This window comes from Ideonella alba (assembly GCF_018069845.1).
GTDB classification, from domain to species: domain Bacteria; phylum Pseudomonadota; class Gammaproteobacteria; order Burkholderiales; family Burkholderiaceae_C; genus Ideonella; species Ideonella alba.
The window spans coordinates 511,150-535,034 of the sequence record NZ_JAGQDD010000001.1; the positions used below are offsets into that span (position 1 = coordinate 511,150).

A 23,885-nucleotide genomic window follows, 5' to 3' on the forward strand; every position below is an offset into this window, starting at 1 on the left:
GCTGACCCGGGTCGCTCCCCAGGGCGGGCGGCGCGCCGCGGTGCCAAGATCGCGCCTCGGGCCGGCCGTCGCCAGGCTGGCCGCTGCCATTTCAGGGACATGAACCATCGCGCCATGAGTCATCTTTTCCTCCGCCGCCGGCTCGCCGCCGTGCTGCTGGCCCTGGCCCCGACCTGGGCCCTGGCCCAGCTGGCGCCGCCCGAACCGGCCGACGCCGCCGCCTCGGCCCCGCTGACGGCCGGCGTGCCAGCCCCGGGCGCGGTCACCGACGGCCCGATCAAGGGCTATGCGGTGGTCATCGGCGGCGCCCTCAAGGGCGACAACGAGGACGTCTGGCGCCGCCTGGTGGAACTGTCCGGCGGCAAGGGCTCGCGCTGGGTGGTCTTCGGCACCGCCTCGCAGACGCCCGACAAGACCGCCCGGCGCCTGGCCGACCTGCTGGAGCTGCGCGGCGCCACCGCCGAGATCGTGCCCGTGGCCCCGCAGCTGAAGTGGGTCGACCTGGAGAAGGCGGTGCGCGACCCGTCACTGCTGGAGCTGGTCAACAACGCCCAGGGCATTTTCTTCAGCGGCGGCGCCCAGGAGCGCATCATCGACACCTTCAGCCCGGGCGGGCGGCCCACGCCGATGCTCAAGGCGATCTGGGGCGTCTACCAGCGCGGCGGCGTGATCGCCGGCACCTCGGCCGGTGCGGCGGTGATGAGCACCGTGATGTTTCGCGACGCGCTGAGCGTGATCAACGTGATGAAGGGCCAGCTGCGCGACGGCAAGGAGGTCGACCGCGGCCTGGGCTTCGTCGGCCCCAACCTGTTCGTCGACCAGCACTTCCTCAAGCGCGGGCGCTTCGGCCGCATGCTGCCGCTGATGATGGCGCGCGGCTACAAGCTGGGCCTGGGCATTGACGAGAACTCCGCCGCGGTGGTGCAGGGCGACATGGTCGAGGTCATCGGCGCCAAGGGCGCGCTGCTGGTGGACCTGCGCGAGGCCCGCACCGACGCCAAGCTCGGCGCCTTCAATGTGCAGAACGCGCGCCTGACCTACCTGGACCGCGGCGACCGCTACGACCTGGGCCTGCACAAGATCCTGCCCTCGGCGCGCAAGCTGCGCGGCCAGCGGCTGCAGGCCGGCACGCCCGACTTCAAGCCGGAGTTCCTGCGCGAGGCCTACTACACCGACATGCTCGGCGACTCCACCATCTACAACGCGATGGCCGAGCTGATCGACAGCCGGCAGGCCGAGGCCCGCGGCCTGGCCTTCGACCCCAAGGCCGCGCCCAGCGAGGCCGTGGCCGACCTGGGTTTCTCGTTCCGCCTGTACAAGGGCAAGGACAGCGTCGGCTGGTACTCTGACGAGCTGGGCGCGGACGAGTACACCGTCGCCAGCCTGTACCTGGACATCGCCCCCGTGCGCATCGCCCGACCGATGTTCACCCCCTGGACCCCGCGTTGAACGGAGACCCCTCGATGACCCGCCGTCCCCTGATCGCCCTGCTGGCCCTGCTGGCCAGCCTCACCCTGACCGCCCACGCCCAGGCGCCCGACTGGAAAAAGGTGCGCATCGGCGTCGAGGGCGCCTACCCGCCGTTCTCGGAGGTGGGCACGGACGGCAAGTTGAAGGGCTTCGACATCGACATCGCGATGGCCCTGTGCGCCGAGATGAAGGCCGAATGCGTGCTGGTGCAGCAGGACTGGGACGGCATGATCCCGTCGCTGCAGGCGCGCAAGTTCGACGCCATCATCGCCTCGATGGCGATCACGCCCGAACGCCAGAAGCAGGTCAACTTCAGCAACAAGTACTACAACACGCCGCCGGCCTTCATCGGCAAGGGCGCGCCGCGCGACATCTCGCCCGCGGCGATGAAGGCCAAGAAGATCGGCGTGCAGCGCACTACCAGCCACGACCGCTACGCCACCAAGTACTACGCCGGCAGCGAGATCGTGCGCTACGCCAAGCAGGACGACATCTTCCTGGACCTGGCCGCGGGCCGGCTCGACGCCACGCTGTGCGACCAGGTCGCGGGCAGCGAAGGCTTCCTGAAGAAGCCCGCCGGCAAGGGCTTCGCGGTGCTGGGCAACCCGGTGGACGACCCCGAGATCTTCGGCACCGGCTCGGGCATCGCGATGCGCAAGGCCGACACCGCGCTGCTCGACAAGTTCAATGCGGCCATCGCCGCGGTGCGTGCCAACGGCACCTACAAGAAGCTCCAGGACAAGTACTTCGACTTCGACATCTACGGCAAGTAAGCGCTGATGCTGTACGGCTACGGCGCCAGCCTGCTGCAGGGCGCGCTGCTGTCGCTGGCGGTGGCCCTGGGCAGCCTGGGCATCGCCTTCCTGCTGGGGCTGGCCGGCGCGCTGGCCAGCCTGGCGCGCTCGCGCCTGTTGAACGCGCTGGCGCTGGCCTACACCACGCTGATCCGCGGCGTGCCCGATCTGGTGCTGATGCTGCTGGTCTTCTATGGCGGCCAGATGGCCGTCAATGCGCTGGGTGAGCGCCTGGGCTGGGACTATGTCGACATCGACCCCTTCGTGGCCGGCGTGCTGACCATCGGCTTCGTCTTCGGCGCCTACCTGGCCGAGGTGCTGCGCGGCGCCTTCCTGGCGGTGCCGCCGGGTCAGCGCGAGGCGGCGCTGGCCTTCGGCATGACCCGCGGCCAGGTGCTGCGCCGGGTGGTCGGGCCGCAGATGCTGCGCCACGCCTTGCCGGGCCTGTCGAACAACTGGCTGGTGATGATCAAGAGCACCTCCATCGTCTCGGTGATCGGCCTGCACGACATGATGGCGCGCGCCGGTCAGGCGGCGGGCGCCACGCGCGAGCCCTTCGTCTTCTACCTGGCCGTGGCCGGGCTGTACCTGCTGTTCACCAGTGCCTCGGAGCTGGGCTTTGCCTGGCTGTCGCGGCGCCTGTCGATCGGCGTGCGGCGGGTGAGCCTGTGATGCTGGACTGGGGCGTCATCGCCGACAGCCTGCCGCTGTATGCCAGCGGCGCGGTGGTCACCGTGCAGCTGCTGGTGCTGGCGCTGGCCGCCGGCCTGGCCGGTGCGCTGCCGCTGGCCATGCTGCGCAGCCTGTCCAACCCCTGGCTGAGCAAGCCGGTGTGGCTCTACACCTACGTCATCCGCGGCACGCCGATGCTGGTGCAGCTGTTCCTGCTGTACTACGGGCTGGCGCAGTTCGAGTGGGTGCGCCAGAGCGCCGCCTGGCCGCTGCTGTCCTCGGCCTGGTTCTGCGCCATCGCCGCCTTCGCCCTCAACACCTGCGCCTACACCACCGAGATCCTGCACGGCGCGATGAAGGCGGTGCCCGCCGGCGAGGTCGAGGCCGCGCGCGCGCTGGGCATGGGCCGCTGGCTGACGCTGCGCCGCATCGTGCTGCCGCAGGCCTTCCGCCGCGCGCTGCCAGCCTATGGCAACGAGGTGGTGCTGATGCTGCACGGCACCTCGCTGGCCAGCGTGGTCACGATCGCCGACCTCACCGGTGCCGCGCGCGAGGTCAACTCGGTCCACTACCTGCCTTTCGAGGCCTTCCTCACCGCCGCCGTGTTCTACCTGGCGATCACGGCGGTGCTGGTGACGATCTTCCGCGCCGCCGAGCGGCGCTGGCTGCAGCCCATGGGCGCCCGCTGACGATGAGAACCCAACACCACACCCTGCTGGCCGCCACCCCCGGCACCCGCCACGAACTGGTCAGCCTGCACTACGGCACGCCGGGCGGCCGCAAGGTCTACATCCAGGGCGCGCTGCACGCCGACGAGGTGCCGGGCCTGCTGGTGGCCCACCACCTGCGCGGCCTGCTGGCCACGGCCGAGGCCGAGGGCCGGCTGCTGGGCGAGGTGGTGCTGGTGCCCGCCGCCAACCCGCTGGGCCTGCGCCAGTGGCATCTGCGTGGCTACCAGGGCCGCTTCGAGTTCACCAGCGGCGAGAACTTCAACCGCCACTTCGCCGACCTCAGCGAGCCCGCGCTGGCCCGCGTGCAGGACCGCCTGGGGCCGGACGCCGCCACCAACGTCGCGCTGGTGCGCGCCGCGCTGCGCGAGGCCGCCGCCGAACTGAGCGCCACCACGCCGCTGGAGGACCTGCGCCGCCTGCTGCTGGGCCTGGCGATCGACGCCGAGCTGGTGCTGGACCTGCACTCTGACGGTGAAGGCCTGCTGCACATCTACACCACGCCCGCCACCTGGGACCAGGCCGAGCTGCTGGTGCGCTGCATCGATGCCCGCGTGGCGCTGATCGCCGAGCGCTCGGGCGGCGACCCGTTTGATGAAGCCTGCTCGATGGTCTGGCCGCAGATCGCTGCGCGTCTGCCCGCGGGCACTCCGCTGCCGCCGTCCTGCCTGGCCGCCACGATCGAGCTGCGCGGCGAGGGCGATGTGCGCCACGAGCTGGCCGCGCAGGACGCCGCCGGCATCCTGCGCCTGCTGGTGGCGCGCGGCATCGTGCGCGACGACGCCGCGGCCGACATCCCGCCGCTGCGCTGCCAGCCCACGCCGCTGGCCGGCTCGATCCCGCTGGTGGCGCCGCATGGCGGCATGGTGGTGTTCCTGAAGGAGCCCGGCGCCGAAGTGGTCGAGGGCGAACCCATCGTCGACGTCATCGACCCGATCACCGGCCAGGTCAGCACGCTGGGCGCCGGCACCACGGGCCTGTTCTTCGCCCGCGAGAACCGCCGCTTCGCGGTGGCCGGCATGGCGCTGGGCAAGGTGGCCGGCGTGGACGCGCGGCGCAGCGGCTCGCTGCTGTCGGTGTGAGGGGGCTGCCATGAGTGCACACCTGGGCCTGACGGTCGACAACCTGCACAAGCGCTTCGGTGAGCGCGAGGTGCTGCGCGGCGTCTCGCTCAGCGCGAAGCCCGGTGACGTGGTGGCCATCATCGGCTCCAGCGGCTCGGGCAAGAGCACGCTGCTGCGCTGCCTGAACCTGCTCGAGCAGCCGCACGAAGGAACGCTGCGCCTGGGCGATGAAACCCTGGCCCTGAAGCGCGACCGCGACGGCAGCCTGACGGCTTCGGACGATGCCCAGCTGCGCCGCTGGCGCGCCCGCCTGGCCTTCGTCTTCCAGAGCTTCAACCTGTGGCAGCACCGCACGGTGCTGGAGAACGTCATCGAGGCGCCGATCCATGTGCTGGGCCAGCCGCGCGCCCAGGCGGTGGAACGCGGCGAGCAGCTGCTGGCGCGCGTGGGCCTGTCGCACCGCCTGCAGGTCTACCCGGCGCAGCTGTCGGGGGGCGAGCAGCAGCGCGTGGCGATTGCCCGCGCGCTGGCCGTGGACCCCGAGGTGATGCTGTTCGACGAGCCCACCTCGGCCCTCGACCCCGAGCTGGTGGGCGAGGTGCTGAAGGTGATGCGCGAACTCGCCGCCGAGGGCCGCACCATGCTGGTGGTCACGCACGAGATGGAGTTCGCCCGCGAAGTGGCCAGCCACGCGATCTTCCTGCACCAGGGCCTGATCGAGGAACAGGGCGTGCCGCGCGAGGTGCTGGTGCGCCCGCGCAGCGAACGGCTGCGCCAGTTCCTCAGCGGGGGGCTGAAGTGATGTTGCCACGGGGCCCGCTGGCATGAGCTCGGCCCGCGTTGGCTGCCTGCTGCTGCCGGGCTTCTCGCTGGGCACGCTGGCGGGCGTGATCGATCCGCTGGCGCAGGCGGCCGCGCTGCAGCCGGGCCGCATGCCCGAGCCGGTGATGCTTTCGCTGGATGGCCGGCCGGTGCGCGCCGGCGCGGGCGCGTGGGTGGTCTGCACCGAGCTGCGTGCCGCGCCGCCGCTGCAGCTGGCCATGGTGGTGAGCGACCTGCCCTGGCACGAACAGGATCCCCTGGGCCCGGCGGTGCTGCAGTGGCTGCGCGAGCAGGCCGCGGCCGGTGCCTGCCTGGGCGGCGTGGGCACCGGTGCCGCCTGGCTGGCTGAGGCCGGTCTGCTGCAGGGCCACCGCGCCACGCTGCACTGGCCGCACCTGGCGGCGCTGGCCGAGCGCCACCCGGGGGTGGTGCTGTCGCAGCAGCGCTTCGAGATCGACCGCCAGCGCCTGAGCAGCGCCGGTGGCGAGGCCGCCCGCGACCTGATGATCGCCTGGCTGGGTCACCACCATGGCGATCGGCTGGCGCAGGAGCTGGCCGCGCACGCCGGGCTGCCCGGTCCGCGCCCGGCGGACGAGCGCCAGCGCGTGCCCGGCAGCGGCCGCGGCGGCGCCGGCTCGGCCAAGCTGGCCGAGGCGCTGGCGCTGATGGAGGCCAACCTGTCCGAGCCGCTGCCCACCGAAGACATCGCGCGCTTGGTGGGCGTGTCGCGCCGCCACCTGGAGCGGCTGTTCCGCCAGCACCTGGACGCGCTGCCCTCGCGCTGGTACCTGGGGCTGCGCCTGGAGCGCGCCCAGGCCCTGCTGCGCCAGACGCCGCAGTCGATCCTGCAGATCGGCCTGGCCTGCGGCTTTGCCAGCGGGCCGCATTTCTCCAACGCCTACCGCGCCCACTTCGGCCGCACGCCGCGCGATGAGCGCGGCCTGCGCGCCCAGGCCTGGCGCGAAGCCGCTGCCACCGAGCCCGCGCCCGGCAACGCGGCCCGCGACGAGCGCAGCGCCTGAGCATGGCCGACGCCCCGCGCTACCTGCTGCGGCCGGCCGCCCTGGCCGACCTGCCGGGCCTGGAGCGCCTGGCCGGTGCCAGCGCGATCGGCATCAGCTCGCTGCCGGCCGACCGCGAGGCCCTGCGCGAGCGCATCGTCCGTTCGCAGCGCAGCTTTGCCGATGGCGACGAGCCCGATGCCCACTACCTCTTCGTGCTGGAAGACCGTCAGCAGGCCGGGGCGCTGGTGGGCACCGGCGGCATCGCGGCGCGTGCGGGGGCTGGCGATCGCTTCTACAGCTACCGCAATGAATTCACGGTGCACGCCAGCCCCGCGCTGGGGGTGCGCAACCGCATCCACACGCTGCACCTGTGCCACGACCTGACCGGCGCCACGGTGCTCACCGGCTTTCACATCGATCCGGCCCACGAGGACGGCCCCGGCGCCCAGCTGCTGTCGCGCGGGCGCTTGCTGTTCATCGCCAGCTTCCCCGAGCGCTTCACCGACCGCATCGTCTCGGAGCACCCGGGCCTGGCCGACGAGTCGGGCGCCTGCCCGTTCTGGGACGCGGTGGGCCGGCGCTTCTTCCACCTCGACTACCCGGCGGCCGAGCGCCTGGCCAGCGGCCAGGGCCGCGCCTTCCTGGCCGAGCTGCTGCCGCAGTCGCCGATCTACGTGCCGCTGCTGGACGAGGCCACGCAGTGGGCGCTGGGCCAGCTCCACCCGGTGGCCGAGCGGCCGTTCTCGATCCTGCTGGACGAGGGCTTTGACGCCGACACCTGGCTCAACGTCTTCGACGGCGGCCCGACGATGGAGGCTCGGCTGCCGATGCTCAAGACCGCGCGCCGTCTGCGCAGCGTGGGCGTGCTGCCGCCCGCCCCGCGCGCCGCGCGCGGCGGCCACGCCACCCACCTGGCCGCCGGTCGGCGGCTGCAGCACTGGCGCGCCACGCTGCTGGCGCTGGACGCCACCGCGCCCGCGGTGGCGCTGCGCGACGACGAAGCCGCCTTGCTGGGCCTGGCCGTGGGCGACAGCCTCTGCGTGGCCGCTCTGGACGGCCCGGACGGCACCTGACGATGCGCTGGACCGTCCGCCCCGTGCAAGCGGCCGACCTGTCGGCGCTGCGCCCCTGGCTGCCCGCCCAGGCCGACACCATGCTGCCGCGCCCGGACGCCGCCGCCGCCTGGCTGCTGGCCGAAGGCGCCCAGGGCCCGGCCGCCTGTCTGCGCGTGCGCGGCCCGATCGGCCTGCAGCGGCCGCGCCACTGGTACCACGTGGGCTGTGTGGTGCATGCGGCGCCCGAGCTGTCGCTGTTCCACCGCCAGCACACGCTGCTGCTGGGCAACGACCACACCGGCGCCAGCGAGCTGGCCGAGCGCGCGCATGCGCCGGGCCTGGACGCGGCCGCCCAGGCCTCGGCCTGGCGCGCCCTGCTGGACGCCGCCCGCGAGCACCTGCAGGCCACCCGCGCGCTGCAGGGCGGCAGGGTGATCGCCGAACTGCCCGGCCTGCGCGACGCCCAGGGCCGCTCGCCGTTCTGGCAAGGCCTGGGCCGCCATTTCCACGCTGGCGACCCCGACGCCGTGCTGCAGCGCCTGGGCCTGGACGGCCGTGCCCAGCTGGCCGCCCTGATGCCGCGGCAGGTGGTCTATGCCTCCTTCCTGAGCCCCGCCGCGCAGGCGGCCATGGCCCAGGCCGCGCCCTCGGCCCGCGTGTGGATGGACACGCTGGCCGACGCGGGCTTCCGCTACAGCCACCACATCGACATCGTCGACGGCGGCCCGGTCTTCGAAACCCACCTGGACAGCTGGTGCGCCCGGCGCTGAAGACCATGGACGACTGGGACCTGCCCCGCCCCTTCCTGCTGCGCGTGGCGCCTGAACCCGCCGACATCGACGGCCTGGACCACACCAACAACGCCGTCTACCTGCGCTGGTGCGAGCAGGCCGGCTGGGCCCACTCCGAAGCCCTGGGCCTGTCGATCGCCGACTACCGCCGCCTGGACCGCGCCATGGCCATTCACCGCGGCGAGTACGACTACCTGCTGCCCACCCAGCTGGGCGACGCGCTGGAACTGGCCACCTGGCTGCTGCCCGGCGACGGCCGCCTGCGCATGGAGCGCCGCTTCCAGCTGCGCCGCCTGCGCGACGGCGCCACCGTCCTGCGCGGCCGCTGGCAACTGGTCTGCATCGAGATCAGCAGCGGCCAGGCGCGCCGCATGCCACCGGAGTTCTGTGCGGCGTATCTGCCCGCGGCAGTGACACTCACGACCTAGATTCCGTCTCCTGCCAGTGGCAGTCGTCACCCGCAGATGTGGTTGGGGCGAGGTGGGGGAAAGGGGTCTCTCTCATGTCCCCCGGCCTGCGGCCTCCTCCTTGACTTCGTTCGACCCCTTTCCCCCACCTCGCTGGTCACCGTTTCGGGACTGCTCGCGCGAGCACTGCGAGAACGTTGGTAGCGGGCGAGGGGGAGTTCGCTTGGCCGAAGTCAAGGAGGAGGCCGTAGGCCGGGGGACATGAGGACGAGCGAACTCCCCCTCGGCCGCCGCGCCACACCGTCGCAGTCAACCCAACGGCCGGTCAGGGCAGGAACCAGAACAACAAAAAAGGCGACCGACTGGTCGCCTGATTCCCAACGGGCGCGCCGGCTTGTGGCCGGTGCGCCGGTGTGCTTCTTGGAGCCTGGATCAGAAACGCATGCCCACGCCGACGCTGACCAGCAGCGGGTCGACCTTGAAGGTACCGACCTTGGTGCCGGCCGACAGGACGTCGGTCTTGATCTGGACCTTCTTGACGTCCACGTTCAGCAGCCAGCCGCCGCCCAGCGCGTAGTCGGCGCCGACCTGGGCCGCCAGACCGTAGCTGTTGCGCTTGAGGTTCAGGCTCAGCGCCGCGACGGCCGGATCCCACTTCACGTCGGAGATGTTGGTGTAGTTCACGCCGGCACCGACGTAGGGACGCAGCGCGCCCAGGTCGGTGAAGTGGTACTGGGCGGTCAGGGTGGGCGGCAGGTGCTTGAAGCTGCCGATCTTGCCCACGCCGCTGAGCGACAGGTCCTGGCTCTGCGGGTAGGTCAGGATCAGCTCGGCCGCGATGTTCGGCGTGAAGAAGTAGCTGATGTCCAGCTCGGGCAGCCACTTGTTGTTGATCGACGCCACGGTGCCCGGGGCGACGACGGCGGCCAGCGTGCCCTTGAGCACGCTGTCATTGGTGTTGGCCGAATCCAGATGCGTCGCGCGCACGCGGACGATCCAGTTGCCGCTGTCCTGGGCGGCGGCGAATTGCGGGGCGGCCAGAGCGGCCAGGGTGGCGACAGCGATCAGCGACTTGCGCATGGAGGAACTCCTTCTTCGTTGCATTGACTTGAAAACAACCGGACCGCGCTGGTGCGGCGGATGGGGTCATTGCAACGTCTGGTGACCAGGTCGAGTTTGCTGTCGCGCAAACTGCCGGCCGCGGTCCCGGCCAGCCCGGGCGGCCACCTGACCTTGGTCAAACTCGCGCCGCGAGGCTGATGCGTTCACGCAACAGTGCCCGGCGACCGCTCCCCCCATGCTCGAAGTCCGCGCGGCCATGGTGCGGCGCGGCCGTTCTCGCTAAGCTCGCTCGCCAGGCCAGCCGTCCGGCGGGCCTGGAGCAACAGGAGTTGTCTGTGATGTCGATGGACCTCGCCCCCCGCCTGGCAGCCGCCGCTGCCGCCGCCGTCCTGCTCGGCCAGACGCCGCTGGCCTCGGCCTGTACCGTGCAGCGCCTGCACCTGATGACGCCCTCGGTGAGCGAGCCGGCGCAGGTCGGCATGGTGGGCCACGTCGACAACGGCACCAAGACGGATGGGGGCAGCTACCGGGCCGAGCTGGTCGTGACCCAGGCCCTGGTGGACGACATCGCCGCCAGCATTGCCGGCGGCTGCAGCCAGTGGATCCACCATGCCGGCGGCGGCAACATCGTCCTGATGGGCATCGCCAGCGGCAGCTACTCGGCCAAGAACCAGTTGCAGTGGATTCCGGCCAGCACCGGCCTGAAGCAGAAGATGCACACCTGGCGCGACAGCGCGGCGGGTGACACCGGGGGCTTCGTCACCCACCCGCACGACGCCGAACTGAAGAAGAAGCAGATGCGCGCCCTGGTGGCGGGCGATGTGCTGCGCCTGACCGGCAAGGCCCAGGCCAGCGGCACCATCATCGATGGCTGGGTGGCCGACCAGGTGCAGTCGCTCTACAACTGGGCGGGCACCACGCCCTACATCGAGGTGTGGATTCCCTGAGGGCTGACGGACGCAGGCGTTCTCTGTTGTTTAACGATGAATGGAGGCTCTTGATGCATACGGATCAAGCACTGTCTGGGCACCGTTGTTCGTGGCCCCCGGCCCGCCAGGTGGCTGCGGCGGTCATCGTGGGCCTGGCGTGCAGCGCCGCGAGCGCCTGCACCCGGTCCCGCACCCACTGGATGGAACTCAAGGTCAAGGATCTCGCCTTGTTGCGGATGGCTGGTGATGTCGACGGTGGTACATCACGCTCACTGGCGGCAGACTTTCGCGCCGAGTCGGTGATGGTGGCCGGTTCGCAACTGTGGGCCGACCTCCGAGCCAGTTTGGCGGGTGGTTGCGAACAGTGGATCGATCGTGGGGCGCCCCATGGCCGCATCGTGCTGACCGGCGCCGCTGATGGCCGCTACACCGCGCGGTCCAACGTGGTGCTCATTCCAGCCGCCACTGGCGCCAAGGTGAAGTTGACCAGCGGCTGGGAAGAACAGGCGATCGGCGATACCGGTGGCAACGTGTACTACCAGGACATCGTGCCACTCAAGAAGAAACCGATGAGGAGCCTCGCCGAGGGCGACCGTATCCGCATCACGACCAACATCACCCTGGAAGGCGTGATGATCGGCAACACGGCCGCTGACCAGCTTGAGGTGTTTTTCGAACCCGAATTCCCCTTCGTCACTCTGAGGATGACGCTGCCCTGAGCCGAAAGCTCAGGCCAGACCGAGCCGGCGGCAGATCTCCAGCACGGTGGCCGACTGGTTCATCGTGTAGAAGTGCAGCCCGGGCACGCCCTGGGTGCGCAGGCGTTCGCACAGCGCGGTCACCACATCCAGGCCGAAGGCCTTGATGCTGGCGCTGTCGTCGCCAAAGCTCTGCAGCCGCAGGCGCACCCAGCGCGGCACGTCGGCGCCGCAGTTGTCGGCGAAGCGCAGGATGCCGCTGGCATTGGTGATCGGCATGATGCCGGGTACCACCGGGATGTCGGCGCCCAGCGCGCGGGTCTCGTCGACGAAGCGGAAGTAGGCGTCGGCATTGAAGAAGAACTGCGTCACCGCGCCGCTGGCGCCGGCCTTCACCTTGGCGGCGTAGGCCTGCAGGTCGGCCTGCGGGCTCCTGGCCTGCGGGTGGGTCTCGGGGTAGGCGGCCACCTCGATATGGAAGTGGTCGCCGGTCTCGGCGCGGATGAAGGCCACCAGGTCGCTGGCATAGCGGAACTCGCCAAAGCCGCCATAGCCGCTTGGGAGGTCGCCGCGCAAGGCGACGATGCGCTTCAGGCCCATGCCCTGGAACAGCGCCAGCTTCTCGCGCACCGAGTCGCGCGTGGCACCAATGCAGGTGAAATGCGAGGCGCCCTGGCGCCCCTCATCCAGGATGGCCTGCACCGCCTGCAGCGTGCCGTCCTGGGTGCTGCCGCCGGCGCCATAGGTCACCGAGCAGAACAGCGGGTCCAGCGCATAGAGCTGCTGGCGCACGGCGGCCAGCTTGGTCACGCCCTCGGGCGTCTTGGGCGGGAAGAATTCCAGGCTGATCGGGAAGTCGGGGTTCATCGTGTCTGTGCTCCAGGGTTCAGGCACGTTGCGCCTGAACGAAAAACTCGCGGTTGCCGTCGCCGCCGGTGACCGGGCTGTCCAGCCAGGCGCGCACCACCAGGCCGCACTTGCCGCAGGCCTTGCGCAGGCGCCGCTCGACGTGCGGGTAGGACGCGGCGTCCTTCACCAGGCCCTTCTTGTTGATCTCGGCCGGCTGCAGCTCGAACTGCGGCTTGACCAGCATCAGCAAGGTGCCGCCCGGCGCCAGCAGCGGCGCCAGGGCCGGCAGCACCAGGGTCAGCGAGATGAAGGACAGGTCGCCGGTGATCAGATCGAACCCCGACGCCGGCGCCTGCGGCCCCAGGTCGGCCAGGCTCAGGTGGCGCGCATTGACGCCCTCGACAGCGTGCACGCGCTCGTCAGCGGCCAGGCGCGGATGCAGCTGGCCGTGGCCGACGTCCACGCCAAACACCTGCGCGCAGCCGGCGGCCAGCAGCACGTCGGTGAAGCCGCCGGTGCTCTGTCCCACGTCCAGCGCCACCGCGCCGGCCAGGTCCAGGGCGGTGATGCGCAGCGCGCCCTCCAGCTTGAGCCCGCCGCGCGACACCCAGCGCAGCTCGGCGTGGTCGGTCACCTCGATCTGGCAGCCCTCGGGCAGGTCTTCACCCGCCTTGGTCGGCACCTGCCAGCCCTTGGGACCCAGCCAGCGCACCGCGCCGGTCTCGATCAGCCGCTGCGCAGCCGACCGGCTCGGGGCCAGTCCCATTTGAACGATCAGCTGATCAGCGCGCATGACGGTGAAGGAAGAAGCCCGGGTGGGTAGGACGCTCGCGTCGAGGCGGCGGCCGGCCGACCGCCGGGCCGCCCCAAGGTCGGCCGCGCCCCCTCGGGGGGCAGCGAGCGCAGCGAGCGTGGGGGCCCTCAATAGCGGTAGGTGTCGGGCTTGTAGGGGCCTTGCTTCGGTACACCGATGTAGGCCGCCTGCTCGTCGCTCAGCTCGGTCAGCATCGCGCCCACCTTCTTCAGGTGCAGGCGCGCGACCTTCTCGTCCAGGTGCTTGGGCAGCACATAGACCTTGCCCACGTCGTAGCCCTCGGGGTGCGAGAACAGCTCGATCTGGGCGATGGTCTGGTTGGCGAACGAGTTCGACATCACGAAGCTGGGGTGGCCGGTGCCACAGCCCAGGTTCACCAGGCGGCCCTTGGCCAGCAGGATGATGCGCTTGCCGTCAGGGAAGATGACGTGGTCGACCTGCGGCTTGATCTCCTCCCACTGGCAGTGCTCTTCCAGCCGGGCGACCTGGATCTCGTTGTCGAAGTGGCCGATGTTGCAGACGATGGACTGGTCCTTCATCGCCGCCATGTGCTCGAAGGTGATGACGTCGCGGTTGCCGGTGGTGGTGACGAAGATGTCGGCCTTGTCGGCGGCCCACTCCATGGTCACCACCTTGAAGCCTTCCATCGCGGCCTGCAGCGCGTTGATCGGGTCGATCTCGGTGACCCAGACCTGGGCGCTCAGGGCACGCAGCGCCTGGGCCGAGCCCTTGCCCACGTCGCCATAGCCGCAGACCACCGCCACCTTGCCGGCGATCATCACGTCGGTGGCGCGCTTGATGCCGTCCACCAGGCTCTCGCGGCAGCCGTAGAGGTTGTCGAACTTGCTCTTGGTGACCGAGTCGTTGACGTTGATGGCGCGGAACTTCAGCGTGCCCTTGGCGCTCATCTCCTTCAGGCGATGCACACCGGTGGTGGTCTCCTCGGTGACGCCGATGATCTCGGCGCTCTTGCGGCTGTACCAGGTGGGGTCTTCGGCCAGCTTGGCCTTGATCGCGGCGAACAGGATGCGCTCTTCCTCGCTGCCCGGGTTGGCCAGCACCGAGGCGTCCTTCTCGGCGCGCTGGCCCAGGTGCATCAGCAGCGTGGCGTCGCCGCCGTCATCCAGGATCATGTTGGGGCCTTCGCCCGGCGTGCCCTGGGGCCCGAAGTCGAAGATGCGGTGGGTGTAGTCCCAGTAGTCGACCAGGGTCTCGCCCTTGATGGCGAACACCGGCGTGCCGCCGGCGGCGATCGCGGCGGCGGCGTGGTCCTGGGTGCTGAAGATGTTGCACGAGGCCCAGCGCACGTCGGCGCCCAGGGCCTTGAGCGTCTCGATCAGCACCGCGGTCTGGATCGTCATGTGCAGGCTGCCGGTGATGCGCGCGCCCTTGAGCGGCTGCTTGGCGGCGAATTCCTCGCGGATGGCCATCAGACCGGGCATCTCGGTCTCGGCGATGCGGATTTCCTTGCGGCCCCAGTCGGCCAGCGTGATGTCGGCGATGGCGCAATCGGCCAGCTTCAGGGTCTCGGGTGCGTTCATGGGTGCGGTCCTTCGGTTCGGCGTGGAACGAGAACCCGCCGCGCGAAAGACACCACCAGGGGAAGGGAGACACCCCACTCACCCACGGTCGGCCAGACGCGATGCGGGTGAGCGCCGTTGCAATATGAAGATTCCGAGCCTGGGGTCTGCCATCTCATGGCGGCTGACCTTGCAACGCTCCTCGGAATCCCGTGATTCTAGCGAAAGCGGCGCCCGCGGGCGCCGCAACAGCTCGGCCAGACCGGCTCAATTCACGGTTTCTCCGCGGGCGTCTGCCTGTGCGCCGGGGCGGGCAGACGCCCCGGGCGGTCCAGGGCGGCCGCGATCAGCCGGCGTTGCTGGACGCCAGCTGATCGTCGCCCACACTGGGCACCAGCGAGGGGCGGCCCACGATCAGCGGATCGACCGCGCCCATCGCCTTGAGGTTCTTGCCGCCATAGGGCAGGCGGTGCAGCACATAGCGCATCGCGTTCAGGCGCGCGCGCTTCTTGCAGTCGCTCTTGATCACCGTCCACGGCGCGTCGGAGGTGTCGCAGTGCAGGAACATGGCCTCCTTGGCGCGGGTGTAGTCCTCCCACTTGTCCAGGCTGGCCTTGTCGATGGGGCTGAGCTTCCACTGCTTGAGCGGGTGCATCTCGCGCTCCTTGAACCGGCGGCGCTGCTCGGCGCGGCTGACCGAGAACCAGAACTTGAACAGGTGCACGCCCGAGCGCACCAGCTGACGCTCGAACTCGGGCGCCTGGCGCAGGAACTCGTCGTACTCGTGCTGGGTGCAGAAACCCATCACCCGCTCGACGCCCGAGCGGTTGTACCAGCTGCGGTCGAACAGCACGATCTCGCCGGCCGTGGGCAGGTGCTGGATGTAGCGCTGGAAGTACCACTGGCCACGCTCGACCTCGCTGGGCTTCTCCAGCGCCACGACGCGCGCGCCGCGGGGGTTGAGGTGCTCCATGAAGCGCTTGATCGTGCCGCCCTTGCCGGCGGCGTCGCGGCCCTCGAAGACGATCACCACGCGCTGGCCGGTCTCCTTGACCCAGGCCTGCAGCTTCAGCAACTCGACCTGCAGGTTGTATTTCTGCTTCTCGTAGCTCTTGCGGGAGAGCAGGTTCTTGTACGGGTAGGCGCCCTCGCGCCAGCCGGCGGCCAGCTCGGTGTCGGGGTCGACGCCGGGCGTCGTGACGCGCGGCGGCTTGGCCAGCACCTGGCGCAGCGCCTTGCGGTCGTCGGGCGACGCGCCGCCGATCAGGGCCTTGACCTGGGACAGCACCTCGGAGGGGCGCGCATCGGAGCCCACGACCCCCTTGATCACTTCGGCCTGCACGATCTGCTTGGCGCGGGTGGACTCGGCGGCGGTGTAGTTGCGGCGGCCGGCGGCGGTCTTGCGGGGCGTCACGTCGCCGCCACTGGCGGGACGGGGGCGGTTGGCGGCGGGCGTCTTCTTGGCGGCGGTGGTGCGGGTGGCCATGGTGCGGTGGTGTGTGGGGAAGTCCCTGGAACAGTCGATGATGGAACGATGGCGTTTGCGTGACTTGAGCGGCATCAAGCTTTAAGGCGACGCTGGACAAGTCGCCGCGGATGGGCGCGCGCTGGGTTCGGGATGTGCAACGCCGCGGTCCGCCCGAAGCAGGGATGCGCACGCCGCGAGGGACTTGTTCAGCGTGAGGGCCATGGGACACTGGGGCATGGATTCCTGCCGCTGGGACGAGGCCCCGGGCGCCGCGCTGGCCGCGGTGCGCGGCGTGCTGACCGACATCGACGACACCCTGACGCGCGACGGCGCGATCGAGCCCGCCGCGCTGGCCGCGCTGCAGGCGCTGGCCGACGCCGGCCGGCCCTGCATCGCGATCACCGGCCGCCCGGCCGGCTGGAGCGAACCCTTCGCGATGGCCTGGCCGGTGGCCGCGATCGTGGCCGAGAACGGCGCCGTGATGCTGCGCCGCGACGGCAACCGGCTGCGCCACGATTTCACCCAGGACGCGCCCACCCGCGCTGCCAACGCGCAGCGCCTGGCCGCCTGCGCCGCCGATGTGCTGGCGCGGGTGCCCGGCGCCACGCTGGCGCGCGACAGCGCCGGCCGGCAGACCGACATCGCCATCGACCACAGCGAGTTCGCCCACCTGGATGAGGCGCAGATCGCCCAAGTGGTGGCCGTGATGCGCGCGCACGGCCTGAGCGCCACCGTCAGCTCGATCCACATCAACGGCTGGATCGGCGCGCACAGCAAGTGGACCGCGGCGTGCTGGGCGGTCGAGACCGCGCTGGGCCGGGTGTTCGATACGGCCGACTGGCTCTACGTGGGCGACTCCACCAACGACCAGACCATGTTCCAGCAGATGCCGCTGAGCGTGGGCGTGGCCAACATCGCGCGCTTCTGGCCGCAGCTGCTGCACCGGCCGCGCTGGGTCACGCGCGGCGAGCGCGGGCAGGGCTTCGCCGAGGTGGTGGCGCGCCTGCTTCAGTCCAGCCCGAGGAACTGAGCCAGGCGCTGCAACTCGTCGTCCAGCGCCGCCGTGAAGGCCGCGCCGCGCGGGCGCTTGTCAACGTAGCCCAGCTCGGCCTGCAGCCGGCCGTCCGCCACCGCCAGGTTGCCCCAGCCGATCACCCGGCCCTGCCACAGCATCGGCAGCGCGTAGTAGCCGCGCTGGCGCTTGGGCGCGGGGGTGTAGGCCTCGAAGCGGTAGCCCCAGCCCCAGAAGCGCTCGAAGCGCGGGCGGTCCCAGACGATCGGGTCGAAGGGCGCCAGCAGGCGCAGCGCCTCGTCCGCTGCCCAGCGGCGCGCCGTGGGGTTCTCGCCGGCGGGCCAGTACCAGCGCGTGCCCTCGACCTCGGCCGAGGCCAGGCGCGCCTTGGCGCGGCGCAGCGCCGCCGCGCGCTCGGCCTGCCACTGCGGCGCGCCGAACACCAGCCGGGCCACCAGGTGGCTCAGCGTGGTGGCCGGCAGCGGCGCGTACTTGCCCACCACCACGTCGACCAGGGCGTCCATCGCCGCGGCGGGGTCCTCATGGGGCGGCGTGACCGGGCGCGCCGCGTACAGGCGGATGCCGCCCTCGCGCCGCGCCACCCGCAGCAGGCCGCGGTAGTGCATGCCGTCGAGCAGCTGGGTGCTGGCGTTGGACGAGCCGCCAAACCAGTTGCGGGTCTTGCCGTGCTGGAAATGCGCGTCCACCTCCCTCGGGTGCACCACGCCGCGGTCCTGCACGAAGGCCAGCACCTCGCGGGCCTGCGTCCAGCGGCTGGCCGGCCAGGCCTGGCGCGCCTGGCGCGGGTGCATCAGCGTGTGCAGGGTCGGCGTCACGAAGCCGTAGTTGATGAAGAAGTCCTCCTCCACCTTCAGCCGCGGGTAGCGCTGTTCCAGCTCACCGGCGCGGTAGTCCTTGACGCGGTGGCGCAGCGTCAGGTCCTGGGCGCGGGCCGGGGCGCGGATCGGGTCGGCCTGCACGAAGCCCAGGCGCTGGAGCGCGGCCGGCAGCGTGGACGGGCGGCCCAGGCTGCGGGCGATCGCGTAGCGTGTCAGGTCGTCGAGCGTGGGCGTGGCAGGCATGAGCGGCAGCATAGCGGCGCGGCGGCTATCCTCGCACCATGGACAGCACCAGCCCCGACCCCCGCGCGCTGTGGCAGGCCCGCCTGCAAACGGCCGGCGCACGCGCGCTGCCCGATGAGGGCCGGCGCCGGGCCGCGGTGGCCCTGGCGGTGGTGGAGGCGGGCCACGGCGCCGACGCTGCCGGCCTGCCCGCCCATGCCCGGTGGCAGGCCGAGCCGGCGCTGCTGCTGACCCGCCGCGCCGCCCACCTGCGCGCCCACGCCGGCCAGTGGGCGCTGCCGGGTGGCCGGCTGGACGAGGGCGAGAGCCCCGAGCAGGCGGCGCTGCGCGAACTGCACGAGGAGGTGGGCCTGGCCCTGGCGGCCGATGCGGTGCTGGGTCGGCTGGACGACTACGCCACCCGCAGCGGCTACGTGATCACGCCGATCGTGGTGTGGGCCGGCGCAGCCCGGGACGCCCAGGCCAACCCCGACGAGGTGGCCAGCCTGCACCGCATCCCGGTGGCCGAGCTGCTGCGCCCGGACGCGCCCTTGCTCAACCAGACGCCGCACGGCGAGCACCCGGCGCTGCGCATGCCGATCGGTCACAGCTGGATCGCTGCGCCCACCGGCGCCTTCCTCTACCAGTTCGCCCAGTGGTGCCTGCGCGGCGAGGCCACGCGGGTGGCCCACTTCGACCAGCCGCGTTTCGCCTGGCAGTAGGCTTGGCAGTCGTCAAAGGCCGCGTCCGGCGGCGCTGCGACAATGTCGGCCAGTCACCCCCGCCCCAGCAGGAATTCCGCGCCATGACGACCCTCGGTACCCCCTTGTCCCCGTCCGCCACCCGCGTGATGCTGCTTGGCAGCGGCGAGCTGGGCAAGGAGGTGCTGATCGCCCTGCAGCGCCTGGGCGTCGAGACGATCGCCGTCGACCGCTACGACAACGCCCCCGGCCAGCAGGTGGCCCACCACGCCCGCACGATCACGATGAGCGATCCGGCCCAGCTGCGCGCGCTGATCGAGGCCGAGCGGCCGATGCTGGTGGTGCCCGAGATCGAGGCCATCGCCACCCAGGAGCTGGAGAAGCTTGAGGCCGAGGGTGTCGTGCGCGTCATCCCCACGGCCCGCGCCGCGCGCCTGACGATGGACCGCGAGGGCATCCGCCGCCTGGCCGCCGAGACCCTGCGCCTGCCCACTAGCCCCTACCGCTTCTGCGACTCGCTGGCCGAGCTGCAGGCGGCGATCGACGGCAGCGACGGCCAGCCGCCGATCGGCTACCCCTGCGTGGTCAAGCCGGTGATGAGCAGCTCGGGCAAGGGCCAGAGCAAGATCGACACCCCCGCCGACGTGGCCGCCGCCTGGGACTACGCGATGGCCGGCGGCCGCGTGGCCAAGGGCCGCGTCATCGTCGAGGGCTTCATCGATTTCGATTTCGAGATCACCCTGCTCACCGTGCGCGCGATGAACGCCAGTGGCGGCGTCGACACCCATTTCTGCGAGCCGGTCGGCCACAAGCAGGTGGCGGGCGACTACGTCGAGAGCTGGCAGCCGCAGCGCATGAGCGAGGCGGCGCTGGAGCGCTCGCGCCTGATCGCCGAGATGGTCACCGCCGACCTGGGCGGCCTGGGCCTCTTTGGCGTGGAGCTGTTCGTCAAGGGCGACCAGGTCTGGTTCAGCGAGGTCAGCCCGCGCCCGCACGACACCGGCCTGGTGACCCTGGTCACGCAGTGGCAGAGCGAGTTCGAGCTGCACGCGCGCGCCATCCTGGGCCTGCCGGTGGACACCTCGATGCGCAGCCCGGGCGCCAGTGCGGTGATCTATGGCGGCGTCGATGCGGCAGGCATCGCCTTCGATGGCGTGGCCGACGCGCTGGCGGTGCCCCACAGCGAGCTGCGCCTGTTCGGCAAACCCGAGAGCTTCACCAAGCGCCGCATGGGCGTGGCGCTGGTGCATGACCAGGATGTCGACACCGCCCGGCAGCAGGCCAGGCTGGCGGCCGGCAAGGTCCGTCCGCGCCAGGTCTGAGCACCGCCTCTTCTTTCAACCAGGGAGCACACACATGAACACTTCGATCCTGAACACCCGCCGTGCGCTGACGCTGCTGGCGCTGGCCAGCCTGGCCGCCTGTGGCGGCGGCGGCGGCGGCGATGGCGGCGAGCCGCCGGTGGCCACCGACCTGGCGATCACCGACGCCAACGCCGACGCGGTGGCCCGCGTCGGGCTGGCCAGCACCTCGGTGGGCCCGCTGGCCGCCAACCTCGGCACCGGCCTGGGCGCCACCGGCTCGGCCAGCCAGGTGGTGGCGCTGGTCAGCCGCCGCGCCCAGGCGCTGGGCCTGAAGGCCGCGTCGCGCGTGCAGCCGCAGGCCGCCGCGGTGGTCGATTGCGCGGTGTCCGGGTCGGTCAGCGTGAACTTCAGCGACAGCAATGCCAACGGCCTGTTCGACGCCACCGGCGAGTCGATCAGTGTCTCGGCCAGCGCCTGCGACGACGGCAGCGGCTTCACGCTCAATGGCAGCTTCACGATGACGCTGGGCAGCTTCACCGATGCCCGCAACTTCGGCTTCACGATGGCCTTTGCCGGGCTGCAGACCACCACCGCCGAGGGCTCGGTGCGCCTGGACGGCGAGCTCGCGGTGCAGCTGAGCGGGGGCAACACGCTGGATCTGAGCTCGCCGTCGATCGTGCTGCAGGCCTCGCGCAGCGGTGTGAGCTACCGCTTCGCGCTGGCCAGCTACGTGGCCCATGTGGTGGACCGCGGCGATGCCTCGGTGCAGCGCGTCACCGGCACCTTCTCGGGCACGGGCCTGGACAGCTACCGGGTCCAGGTCACCACGCCGGTCGACGTGGTGCAGCGCTACGCCGACGACTACCCGTCGGCCGGCACGATGAAGTTCGTCGGTGCCGCCGGCTCGGTGCTGAAGGTCGACGCGCTCAATGCCACGCAGGCCCGCCTGTCGGTCGACGCCAACGGCGATGGCGCCTACGAGACCGTGCGCACCGTCCTCTGGGCCGACCTGGACCGCTGAGCGACAATACCGGCCTCGCGCCCGCCGGGCGCCGGTATCCCCCGCCCATGTCCACTGAACAACCGCAGCCCGGCGACAGCGCGTCGCCGGTCGAGCCGCCCGCCGCCGTCACGCCCGCCGAGGCCGTCCATGAGGCCGTCCATGAGAACGTCAGCGAGGCCGCCTCGGCCGTCCTGACCGAGGCCGTTGCGGCGCCCGCGCCGCAGGCCCCGAAGGCGCCCGAGATGAGCCTGAACGCCTGCACGCGCGAGCTGCGCCAGCGCTTCCCGGCGCTGTTCAGCGAGCAGCCCAAGCCGATCAAGCTGCGCATCCAGGCCGACATCCAGCAGCGCGCCCCGGGCGTGTTCACGAAGAAGGCGCTGTCGATCTTCCTGCACCGCCACACCACGCACACCAGCTACCTGCTGGCGCTGGCCAAGGCCACGCACCGCTACGACCTGGACGGCCAGCCCGCCGGCGAGCTGGCCGAGGAACACCGCCAGGCCGCGCGCGACGAACTGGCGCGCCGCAAGGCCATCGTCCAGGAGCGGCGTGCGGCCGAGGACGACGCCCGTCGGCAGCGTTTCTCGCTGGTGCGCGACTACGAGCACACCACGCTGACCAAGGCGAACTTCTGTGCCCTCAAGGGCATCGCCGAGGACCAGCTTGACGGCCTGCTGGCCACGATCCGAGCCGAGATCGCTGCCTGGGAAGCGCAGCGGCCAGCGGCGCCGCCGCGGCCGGAGCGCCGCGATGGCCGCGACGAGCGACGGGGTCCGCGCGGTGATGCGCGCGGTGAGGCGCGCGGTGGCCCGCGGGGTGGTTCGCGTGGCCCCGGTGGCCCCGGCGGCCGCGGCCCGCGCCCCTGACCACGCCGCTCAGCGGCGCAGCACCACCGCCACGCCGGCGCGCAGCTCGGCCGGATCGACATAACCGATCGCCCCGGGCGTGCGGGCCACATGGTCCAGCACCTCGGCGGTCGAGCGCAGCTCGGCCGGCGGCACGCCCTTGCCGATGTAGCGGCGCACCGTCCAGTAGGCCAGGTAGGCCTCATCGTCCTGCTGCAGCAGGGCCTTCAGGAAGCGCTGGCGCAGCGGGTGGGCCGAGGGCAGGTTGACCGGCCGCAGGGCCTGGCCATCCAGCTCCACGGCGCGGCCGGTGTAGGCCCGGCGGATGGTTTCGGCGTCCAGGCCCTTCAGGCCCGGATGGGCGATCACGGCCAGGCCCTCGTCGGCCGCGTGGACCGGTCCGGTCAGCAGCGTGGGCAGCGCGGCGGCGAGACCGCCCAGCAGAAAGTGGCGTCGTTGCATGGCGCCCCCTTCAGTAGACGAAGCTGTAGGACAGCGACAGCACGTTGACGTGCCGCGGCCGCGCCAGGGGTTCGCCCGCGGGCACATCGATCAGCTGTGACTGCTGCGCCTGGGTGTGCATCCACTCCAGCTTGAGCTTGCTGCGCGCGTCCAGCGCCCACGAACTGCCCAGCGCCAGCGAGGTCTGTCGGAAGATCAGCGTCTGGTCGGCCGCACTGCGCATGCTGCCGTTGAGCAGCGGCGCGCCGGGCAGCGCATCGGGCAGTCGGGTGCTGTCCAGCGCCCGCGCCACGGCGGTGCCGTCGGCGGTGCTGTGCGCCGCGGCCAGCGACACATAGGGCGTGAAGGCGCCCCACTGGCGCGACACCGTGGCGGCGGCGGCCCAGGCGTCGACCGCCATCACCGTGCCGGACTGGCGCAGCCGCATCAGCTCGGCCGCGACACGCCAGCGCTCGTCGAAGCGGTGGTCCACGCCCACGGCGTACAGCCACTCGCGGAAGTGCCTGGCCTCCTGCACCCCCGGGCCCGGCAGCTGGTTGCTGGTCTGCCAGTAGCCCAGGCCGGGGCCGAGCGGTGCCCACACCGGCCGCACCAGCAGGCCGCTGCCGTCCGACAGGCCCACGGTCAGGCGGTGCAGGCCGGCGCGCAGCGTGGTGTCGGCCGTGCGCCAGGTCAGCACGCCGCCGAGGGCGTCGACATCCGCGCTGCGGAACTGCGGCCCGGCGCTGACCAGCGGCGCTTGGCCCGGCACCGGCGAGGGCACCGCCTCGCGCTGCCAGCTGCGCTTGGCCAGCGTGGTCTGGCCGACGTAGCCGTCGATGCTCAGCTCGCCATCGGCCAGCCACAGGCTGCGCGAGAGGTTCAGGCCATTGAAGTCGCTGGTCGGTGCCAGCGAGTAGAACTCGGTGGGCAGGCGCGCCTCGTCGTAGGTCTGGCCGACGTCGAGCTGCTCGCTGCGCAGGAAGAAGGGCACCCGCATGCGGCCCAGGCGCAGCAGCCAGTCGTTGTCGGGACGCCAGGCCACGAAGGCCCAGCTCGGCCGCAGGCTCCAGCGCGCGTCATGGTCCTCTGACGGGCCCAGGCGCAGCTGCACCGTGGCCGACCATTCGGGGCTGAACTGCGCATCGAGCTGCACGCCCAGCACGCTGTCGCGCTCGGCGGTGGCGTGGTCCTTGATGAAGCGCTGGTAGGTGAAGGACTGGTCGCTCTGCGTCAGGCCGATCGTGCCGAAGGCCGACCAGCTCAGGCGCGGGCCGCCCGCATCGGCCTCGTCGGCACGGGCAGCGCCGGCCAGCAACAGGGCGGCCAGGGTGAGAACGCCCAGGCGGCGTGCAAAGTGGGGTGTCATGG

25 protein-coding genes and 1 riboswitch are annotated in these 23,885 nt (G+C 71.4%); of the genes, 17 read left to right on the plus strand and 8 right to left on the minus strand.

The features are described from left to right. Window positions 1-114: 114 nt before the first annotated feature. From KAK03_RS02165 to KAK03_RS02210, 10 genes are read left to right on the plus strand one after another with little or no spacing between them, the layout of a single operon-like run. On the plus strand, window positions 115-1,449 hold the full coding sequence (locus tag KAK03_RS02165) for a cyanophycinase (protein ID WP_210851525.1): 1,335 nt from the start codon (window positions 115-117) through the stop codon (window positions 1,447-1,449). A 14-nt stretch (window positions 1,450-1,463) separates the two neighbouring features. After that, the gene (gene aotJ / locus KAK03_RS02170) at window positions 1,464-2,243 is read left to right on the plus strand and encodes an L-arginine-binding protein AotJ (RefSeq protein ID WP_210851526.1); all 780 of its coding nucleotides are present in this window, start codon (window positions 1,464-1,466) and stop codon (window positions 2,241-2,243) included. Between the two features lie 6 nt (window positions 2,244-2,249). Next, entirely contained in the window at window positions 2,250-2,936 is a 687-nt protein-coding gene (locus KAK03_RS02175) for an ABC transporter permease (protein ID WP_210851527.1), read from the plus strand. Next, the gene (locus tag KAK03_RS02180; protein WP_210851528.1) at window positions 2,936-3,625 is read left to right on the plus strand and encodes an ABC transporter permease; all 690 of its coding nucleotides are present in this window, start codon (window positions 2,936-2,938) and stop codon (window positions 3,623-3,625) included. Before KAK03_RS02175 ends, KAK03_RS02180 begins: the two co-directional genes overlap by 1 nt. Before the next feature lie 2 nt (window positions 3,626-3,627). Next, window positions 3,628-4,746, plus strand: coding sequence for a succinylglutamate desuccinylase/aspartoacylase family protein (locus KAK03_RS02185; RefSeq protein WP_210851529.1), 1,119 nt, complete (start codon window positions 3,628-3,630; stop codon window positions 4,744-4,746). 10 nt (window positions 4,747-4,756) lie between these two features. Continuing rightward, entirely contained in the window at window positions 4,757-5,530 is a 774-nt protein-coding gene (locus KAK03_RS02190) for an ABC transporter ATP-binding protein (protein WP_210851530.1), read from the plus strand. A gap of 22 nt (window positions 5,531-5,552) precedes the next feature. Then, window positions 5,553-6,572: a GlxA family transcriptional regulator gene (locus tag KAK03_RS02195; RefSeq protein ID WP_210851531.1), complete on the plus strand. Its 1,020-nt coding sequence runs from the start codon at window positions 5,553-5,555 to the stop codon at window positions 6,570-6,572. Between the two features lie 2 nt (window positions 6,573-6,574). Continuing rightward, a complete protein-coding gene (gene astA, locus KAK03_RS02200) occupies window positions 6,575-7,627 on the plus strand; it encodes an arginine N-succinyltransferase (RefSeq protein WP_210851532.1) in 1,053 nt (350 codons plus the stop codon). Window positions 7,628-7,629: 2 nt separating this feature from the next. After that, window positions 7,630-8,379, plus strand: coding sequence for an arginine N-succinyltransferase (locus KAK03_RS02205; RefSeq protein ID WP_210851533.1), 750 nt, complete (start codon window positions 7,630-7,632; stop codon window positions 8,377-8,379). Then, window positions 8,364-8,828, plus strand: coding sequence for an acyl-CoA thioesterase (locus KAK03_RS02210; protein WP_310738442.1), 465 nt, complete (start codon window positions 8,364-8,366; stop codon window positions 8,826-8,828). The genes KAK03_RS02205 and KAK03_RS02210 overlap by 16 nt, the downstream gene beginning before the upstream one ends. A gap of 411 nt (window positions 8,829-9,239) precedes the next feature. Here the strand turns inward: KAK03_RS02210 and KAK03_RS02215 are convergent, their stop codons facing one another. Continuing rightward, window positions 9,240-9,887: an OmpW/AlkL family protein gene (locus KAK03_RS02215; RefSeq protein ID WP_210851534.1), complete on the minus strand. Its 648-nt coding sequence runs from the start codon at window positions 9,885-9,887 to the stop codon at window positions 9,240-9,242. A gap of 326 nt (window positions 9,888-10,213) precedes the next feature. Here KAK03_RS02215 and KAK03_RS02220 point away from each other — a divergent pair, with 326 nt between their 5' ends. Both KAK03_RS02220 and KAK03_RS02225 read left to right on the plus strand, forming a co-directional pair. Further along, entirely contained in the window at window positions 10,214-10,816 is a 603-nt protein-coding gene (locus KAK03_RS02220; RefSeq protein ID WP_210851535.1) for a hypothetical protein, read from the plus strand. A gap of 182 nt (window positions 10,817-10,998) precedes the next feature. Further along, window positions 10,999-11,517: a hypothetical protein gene (locus KAK03_RS02225; protein ID WP_210851536.1), complete on the plus strand. Its 519-nt coding sequence runs from the start codon at window positions 10,999-11,001 to the stop codon at window positions 11,515-11,517. Window positions 11,518-11,526: 9 nt separating this feature from the next. On the opposite strand, the gene metF is transcribed toward KAK03_RS02225, so the two are convergent. From metF to ppk2, 4 genes are all read right to left on the minus strand, one after another. Next, complete coding sequence (gene metF, locus KAK03_RS02230) at window positions 11,527-12,363, minus strand: methylenetetrahydrofolate reductase [NAD(P)H] (RefSeq protein WP_210851537.1); 837 nt, start codon at window positions 12,361-12,363, stop codon at window positions 11,527-11,529. Window positions 12,364-12,382: 19 nt separating this feature from the next. Then, on the minus strand, window positions 12,383-13,138 hold the full coding sequence (locus KAK03_RS02235; protein WP_210851538.1) for a TlyA family RNA methyltransferase: 756 nt from the start codon (window positions 13,136-13,138) through the stop codon (window positions 12,383-12,385). Window positions 13,139-13,266: 128 nt separating this feature from the next. Next, window positions 13,267-14,700, minus strand: coding sequence for an adenosylhomocysteinase (ahcY, locus tag KAK03_RS02240; RefSeq protein WP_210851539.1), 1,434 nt, complete (start codon window positions 14,698-14,700; stop codon window positions 13,267-13,269). A 102-nt stretch (window positions 14,701-14,802) separates the two neighbouring features. Beyond that, window positions 14,803-14,889: riboswitch (S-adenosyl-L-homocysteine riboswitch) on the minus strand. A 136-nt stretch (window positions 14,890-15,025) separates the two neighbouring features. After that, window positions 15,026-16,165: a polyphosphate kinase 2 gene (gene ppk2 / locus KAK03_RS02245; protein ID WP_210851540.1), complete on the minus strand. Its 1,140-nt coding sequence runs from the start codon at window positions 16,163-16,165 to the stop codon at window positions 15,026-15,028. 217 nt (window positions 16,166-16,382) lie between these two features. Here ppk2 and KAK03_RS02250 point away from each other — a divergent pair, with 217 nt between their 5' ends. After that, entirely contained in the window at window positions 16,383-17,177 is a 795-nt protein-coding gene (locus tag KAK03_RS02250; protein WP_210851541.1) for an HAD-IIB family hydrolase, read from the plus strand. Here the strand turns inward: KAK03_RS02250 and KAK03_RS02255 are convergent. Beyond that, window positions 17,156-18,241, minus strand: coding sequence for a DNA glycosylase AlkZ-like family protein (locus KAK03_RS02255; protein WP_210851542.1), 1,086 nt, complete (start codon window positions 18,239-18,241; stop codon window positions 17,156-17,158). The two genes, KAK03_RS02250 and KAK03_RS02255, sit on opposite strands and share 22 nt — an antisense overlap. A 38-nt stretch (window positions 18,242-18,279) precedes the next feature. Here KAK03_RS02255 and KAK03_RS02260 point away from each other — a divergent pair, with 38 nt between their 5' ends. The 4 genes from KAK03_RS02260 (at window position 18,280) to KAK03_RS02275 (ending at window position 22,094) form a co-directional block, all read left to right on the plus strand. After that, on the plus strand, window positions 18,280-18,942 hold the full coding sequence (locus KAK03_RS02260) for an NUDIX hydrolase (protein WP_210851543.1): 663 nt from the start codon (window positions 18,280-18,282) through the stop codon (window positions 18,940-18,942). An 83-nt stretch (window positions 18,943-19,025) separates the two neighbouring features. Continuing rightward, on the plus strand, window positions 19,026-20,243 hold the full coding sequence (gene purT / locus KAK03_RS02265; RefSeq protein WP_210851544.1) for a formate-dependent phosphoribosylglycinamide formyltransferase: 1,218 nt from the start codon (window positions 19,026-19,028) through the stop codon (window positions 20,241-20,243). A gap of 34 nt (window positions 20,244-20,277) precedes the next feature. Continuing rightward, a complete protein-coding gene (locus tag KAK03_RS02270; RefSeq protein ID WP_210851545.1) occupies window positions 20,278-21,246 on the plus strand; it encodes a hypothetical protein in 969 nt (322 codons plus the stop codon). Between the two features lie 47 nt (window positions 21,247-21,293). Then, window positions 21,294-22,094: a ProQ/FINO family protein gene (locus KAK03_RS02275; protein WP_247660866.1), complete on the plus strand. Its 801-nt coding sequence runs from the start codon at window positions 21,294-21,296 to the stop codon at window positions 22,092-22,094. A gap of 9 nt (window positions 22,095-22,103) precedes the next feature. On the opposite strand, the gene KAK03_RS02280 is transcribed toward KAK03_RS02275, so the two are convergent. Both KAK03_RS02280 and KAK03_RS02285 read right to left on the minus strand, forming a co-directional pair. Beyond that, window positions 22,104-22,535, minus strand: a complete 432-nt coding sequence (locus KAK03_RS02280) for a hypothetical protein (RefSeq protein ID WP_210851546.1) — start codon at window positions 22,533-22,535, stop codon at window positions 22,104-22,106. A gap of 10 nt (window positions 22,536-22,545) precedes the next feature. Continuing rightward, a complete protein-coding gene (locus KAK03_RS02285) occupies window positions 22,546-23,883 on the minus strand; it encodes a hypothetical protein (protein ID WP_210851547.1) in 1,338 nt (445 codons plus the stop codon). Window positions 23,884-23,885 lie beyond the last annotated feature (2 nt).

Coding starts and splice junctions, on each gene's coding strand:
- aotJ (WP_210851526.1), top strand. CDS start 1,464: ATGACCCGCCGTCCCCTGATCGCCCTGCTGGCCCTGCTGGCCAGCCTC.
- astA (WP_210851532.1), top strand. CDS start 6,575: ATGGCCGACGCCCCGCGCTACCTGCTGCGGCCGGCCGCCCTGGCCGAC.
- KAK03_RS02165 (WP_210851525.1), top strand. CDS start 115: ATGAGTCATCTTTTCCTCCGCCGCCGGCTCGCCGCCGTGCTGCTGGCC.
- KAK03_RS02275 (WP_247660866.1), top strand. CDS start 21,294: ATGTCCACTGAACAACCGCAGCCCGGCGACAGCGCGTCGCCGGTCGAG.
- KAK03_RS02235 (WP_210851538.1), bottom strand. CDS start 13,138: ATGCGCGCTGATCAGCTGATCGTTCAAATGGGACTGGCCCCGAGCCGG.
- ppk2 (WP_210851540.1), bottom strand. CDS start 16,165: ATGGCCACCCGCACCACCGCCGCCAAGAAGACGCCCGCCGCCAACCGC.
- KAK03_RS02180 (WP_210851528.1), top strand. CDS start 2,936: ATGCTGGACTGGGGCGTCATCGCCGACAGCCTGCCGCTGTATGCCAGC.
- KAK03_RS02255 (WP_210851542.1), bottom strand. CDS start 18,241: ATGCCTGCCACGCCCACGCTCGACGACCTGACACGCTACGCGATCGCC.
- KAK03_RS02250 (WP_210851541.1), top strand. CDS start 16,383: ATGGATTCCTGCCGCTGGGACGAGGCCCCGGGCGCCGCGCTGGCCGCG.
- purT (WP_210851544.1), top strand. CDS start 19,026: ATGACGACCCTCGGTACCCCCTTGTCCCCGTCCGCCACCCGCGTGATG.
- KAK03_RS02225 (WP_210851536.1), top strand. CDS start 10,999: ATGGAACTCAAGGTCAAGGATCTCGCCTTGTTGCGGATGGCTGGTGAT.
- metF (WP_210851537.1), bottom strand. CDS start 12,363: ATGAACCCCGACTTCCCGATCAGCCTGGAATTCTTCCCGCCCAAGACG.
- KAK03_RS02280 (WP_210851546.1), bottom strand. CDS start 22,535: ATGCAACGACGCCACTTTCTGCTGGGCGGTCTCGCCGCCGCGCTGCCC.
- KAK03_RS02175 (WP_210851527.1), top strand. CDS start 2,250: ATGCTGTACGGCTACGGCGCCAGCCTGCTGCAGGGCGCGCTGCTGTCG.
- KAK03_RS02190 (WP_210851530.1), top strand. CDS start 4,757: ATGAGTGCACACCTGGGCCTGACGGTCGACAACCTGCACAAGCGCTTC.
- KAK03_RS02270 (WP_210851545.1), top strand. CDS start 20,278: ATGAACACTTCGATCCTGAACACCCGCCGTGCGCTGACGCTGCTGGCG.
- KAK03_RS02220 (WP_210851535.1), top strand. CDS start 10,214: ATGGACCTCGCCCCCCGCCTGGCAGCCGCCGCTGCCGCCGCCGTCCTG.
- ahcY (WP_210851539.1), bottom strand. CDS start 14,700: ATGAACGCACCCGAGACCCTGAAGCTGGCCGATTGCGCCATCGCCGAC.
- KAK03_RS02215 (WP_210851534.1), bottom strand. CDS start 9,887: ATGCGCAAGTCGCTGATCGCTGTCGCCACCCTGGCCGCTCTGGCCGCC.
- KAK03_RS02260 (WP_210851543.1), top strand. CDS start 18,280: ATGGACAGCACCAGCCCCGACCCCCGCGCGCTGTGGCAGGCCCGCCTG.
- KAK03_RS02185 (WP_210851529.1), top strand. CDS start 3,628: ATGAGAACCCAACACCACACCCTGCTGGCCGCCACCCCCGGCACCCGC.
- KAK03_RS02285 (WP_210851547.1), bottom strand. CDS start 23,883: ATGACACCCCACTTTGCACGCCGCCTGGGCGTTCTCACCCTGGCCGCC.
- KAK03_RS02205 (WP_210851533.1), top strand. CDS start 7,630: ATGCGCTGGACCGTCCGCCCCGTGCAAGCGGCCGACCTGTCGGCGCTG.
- KAK03_RS02195 (WP_210851531.1), top strand. CDS start 5,553: ATGAGCTCGGCCCGCGTTGGCTGCCTGCTGCTGCCGGGCTTCTCGCTG.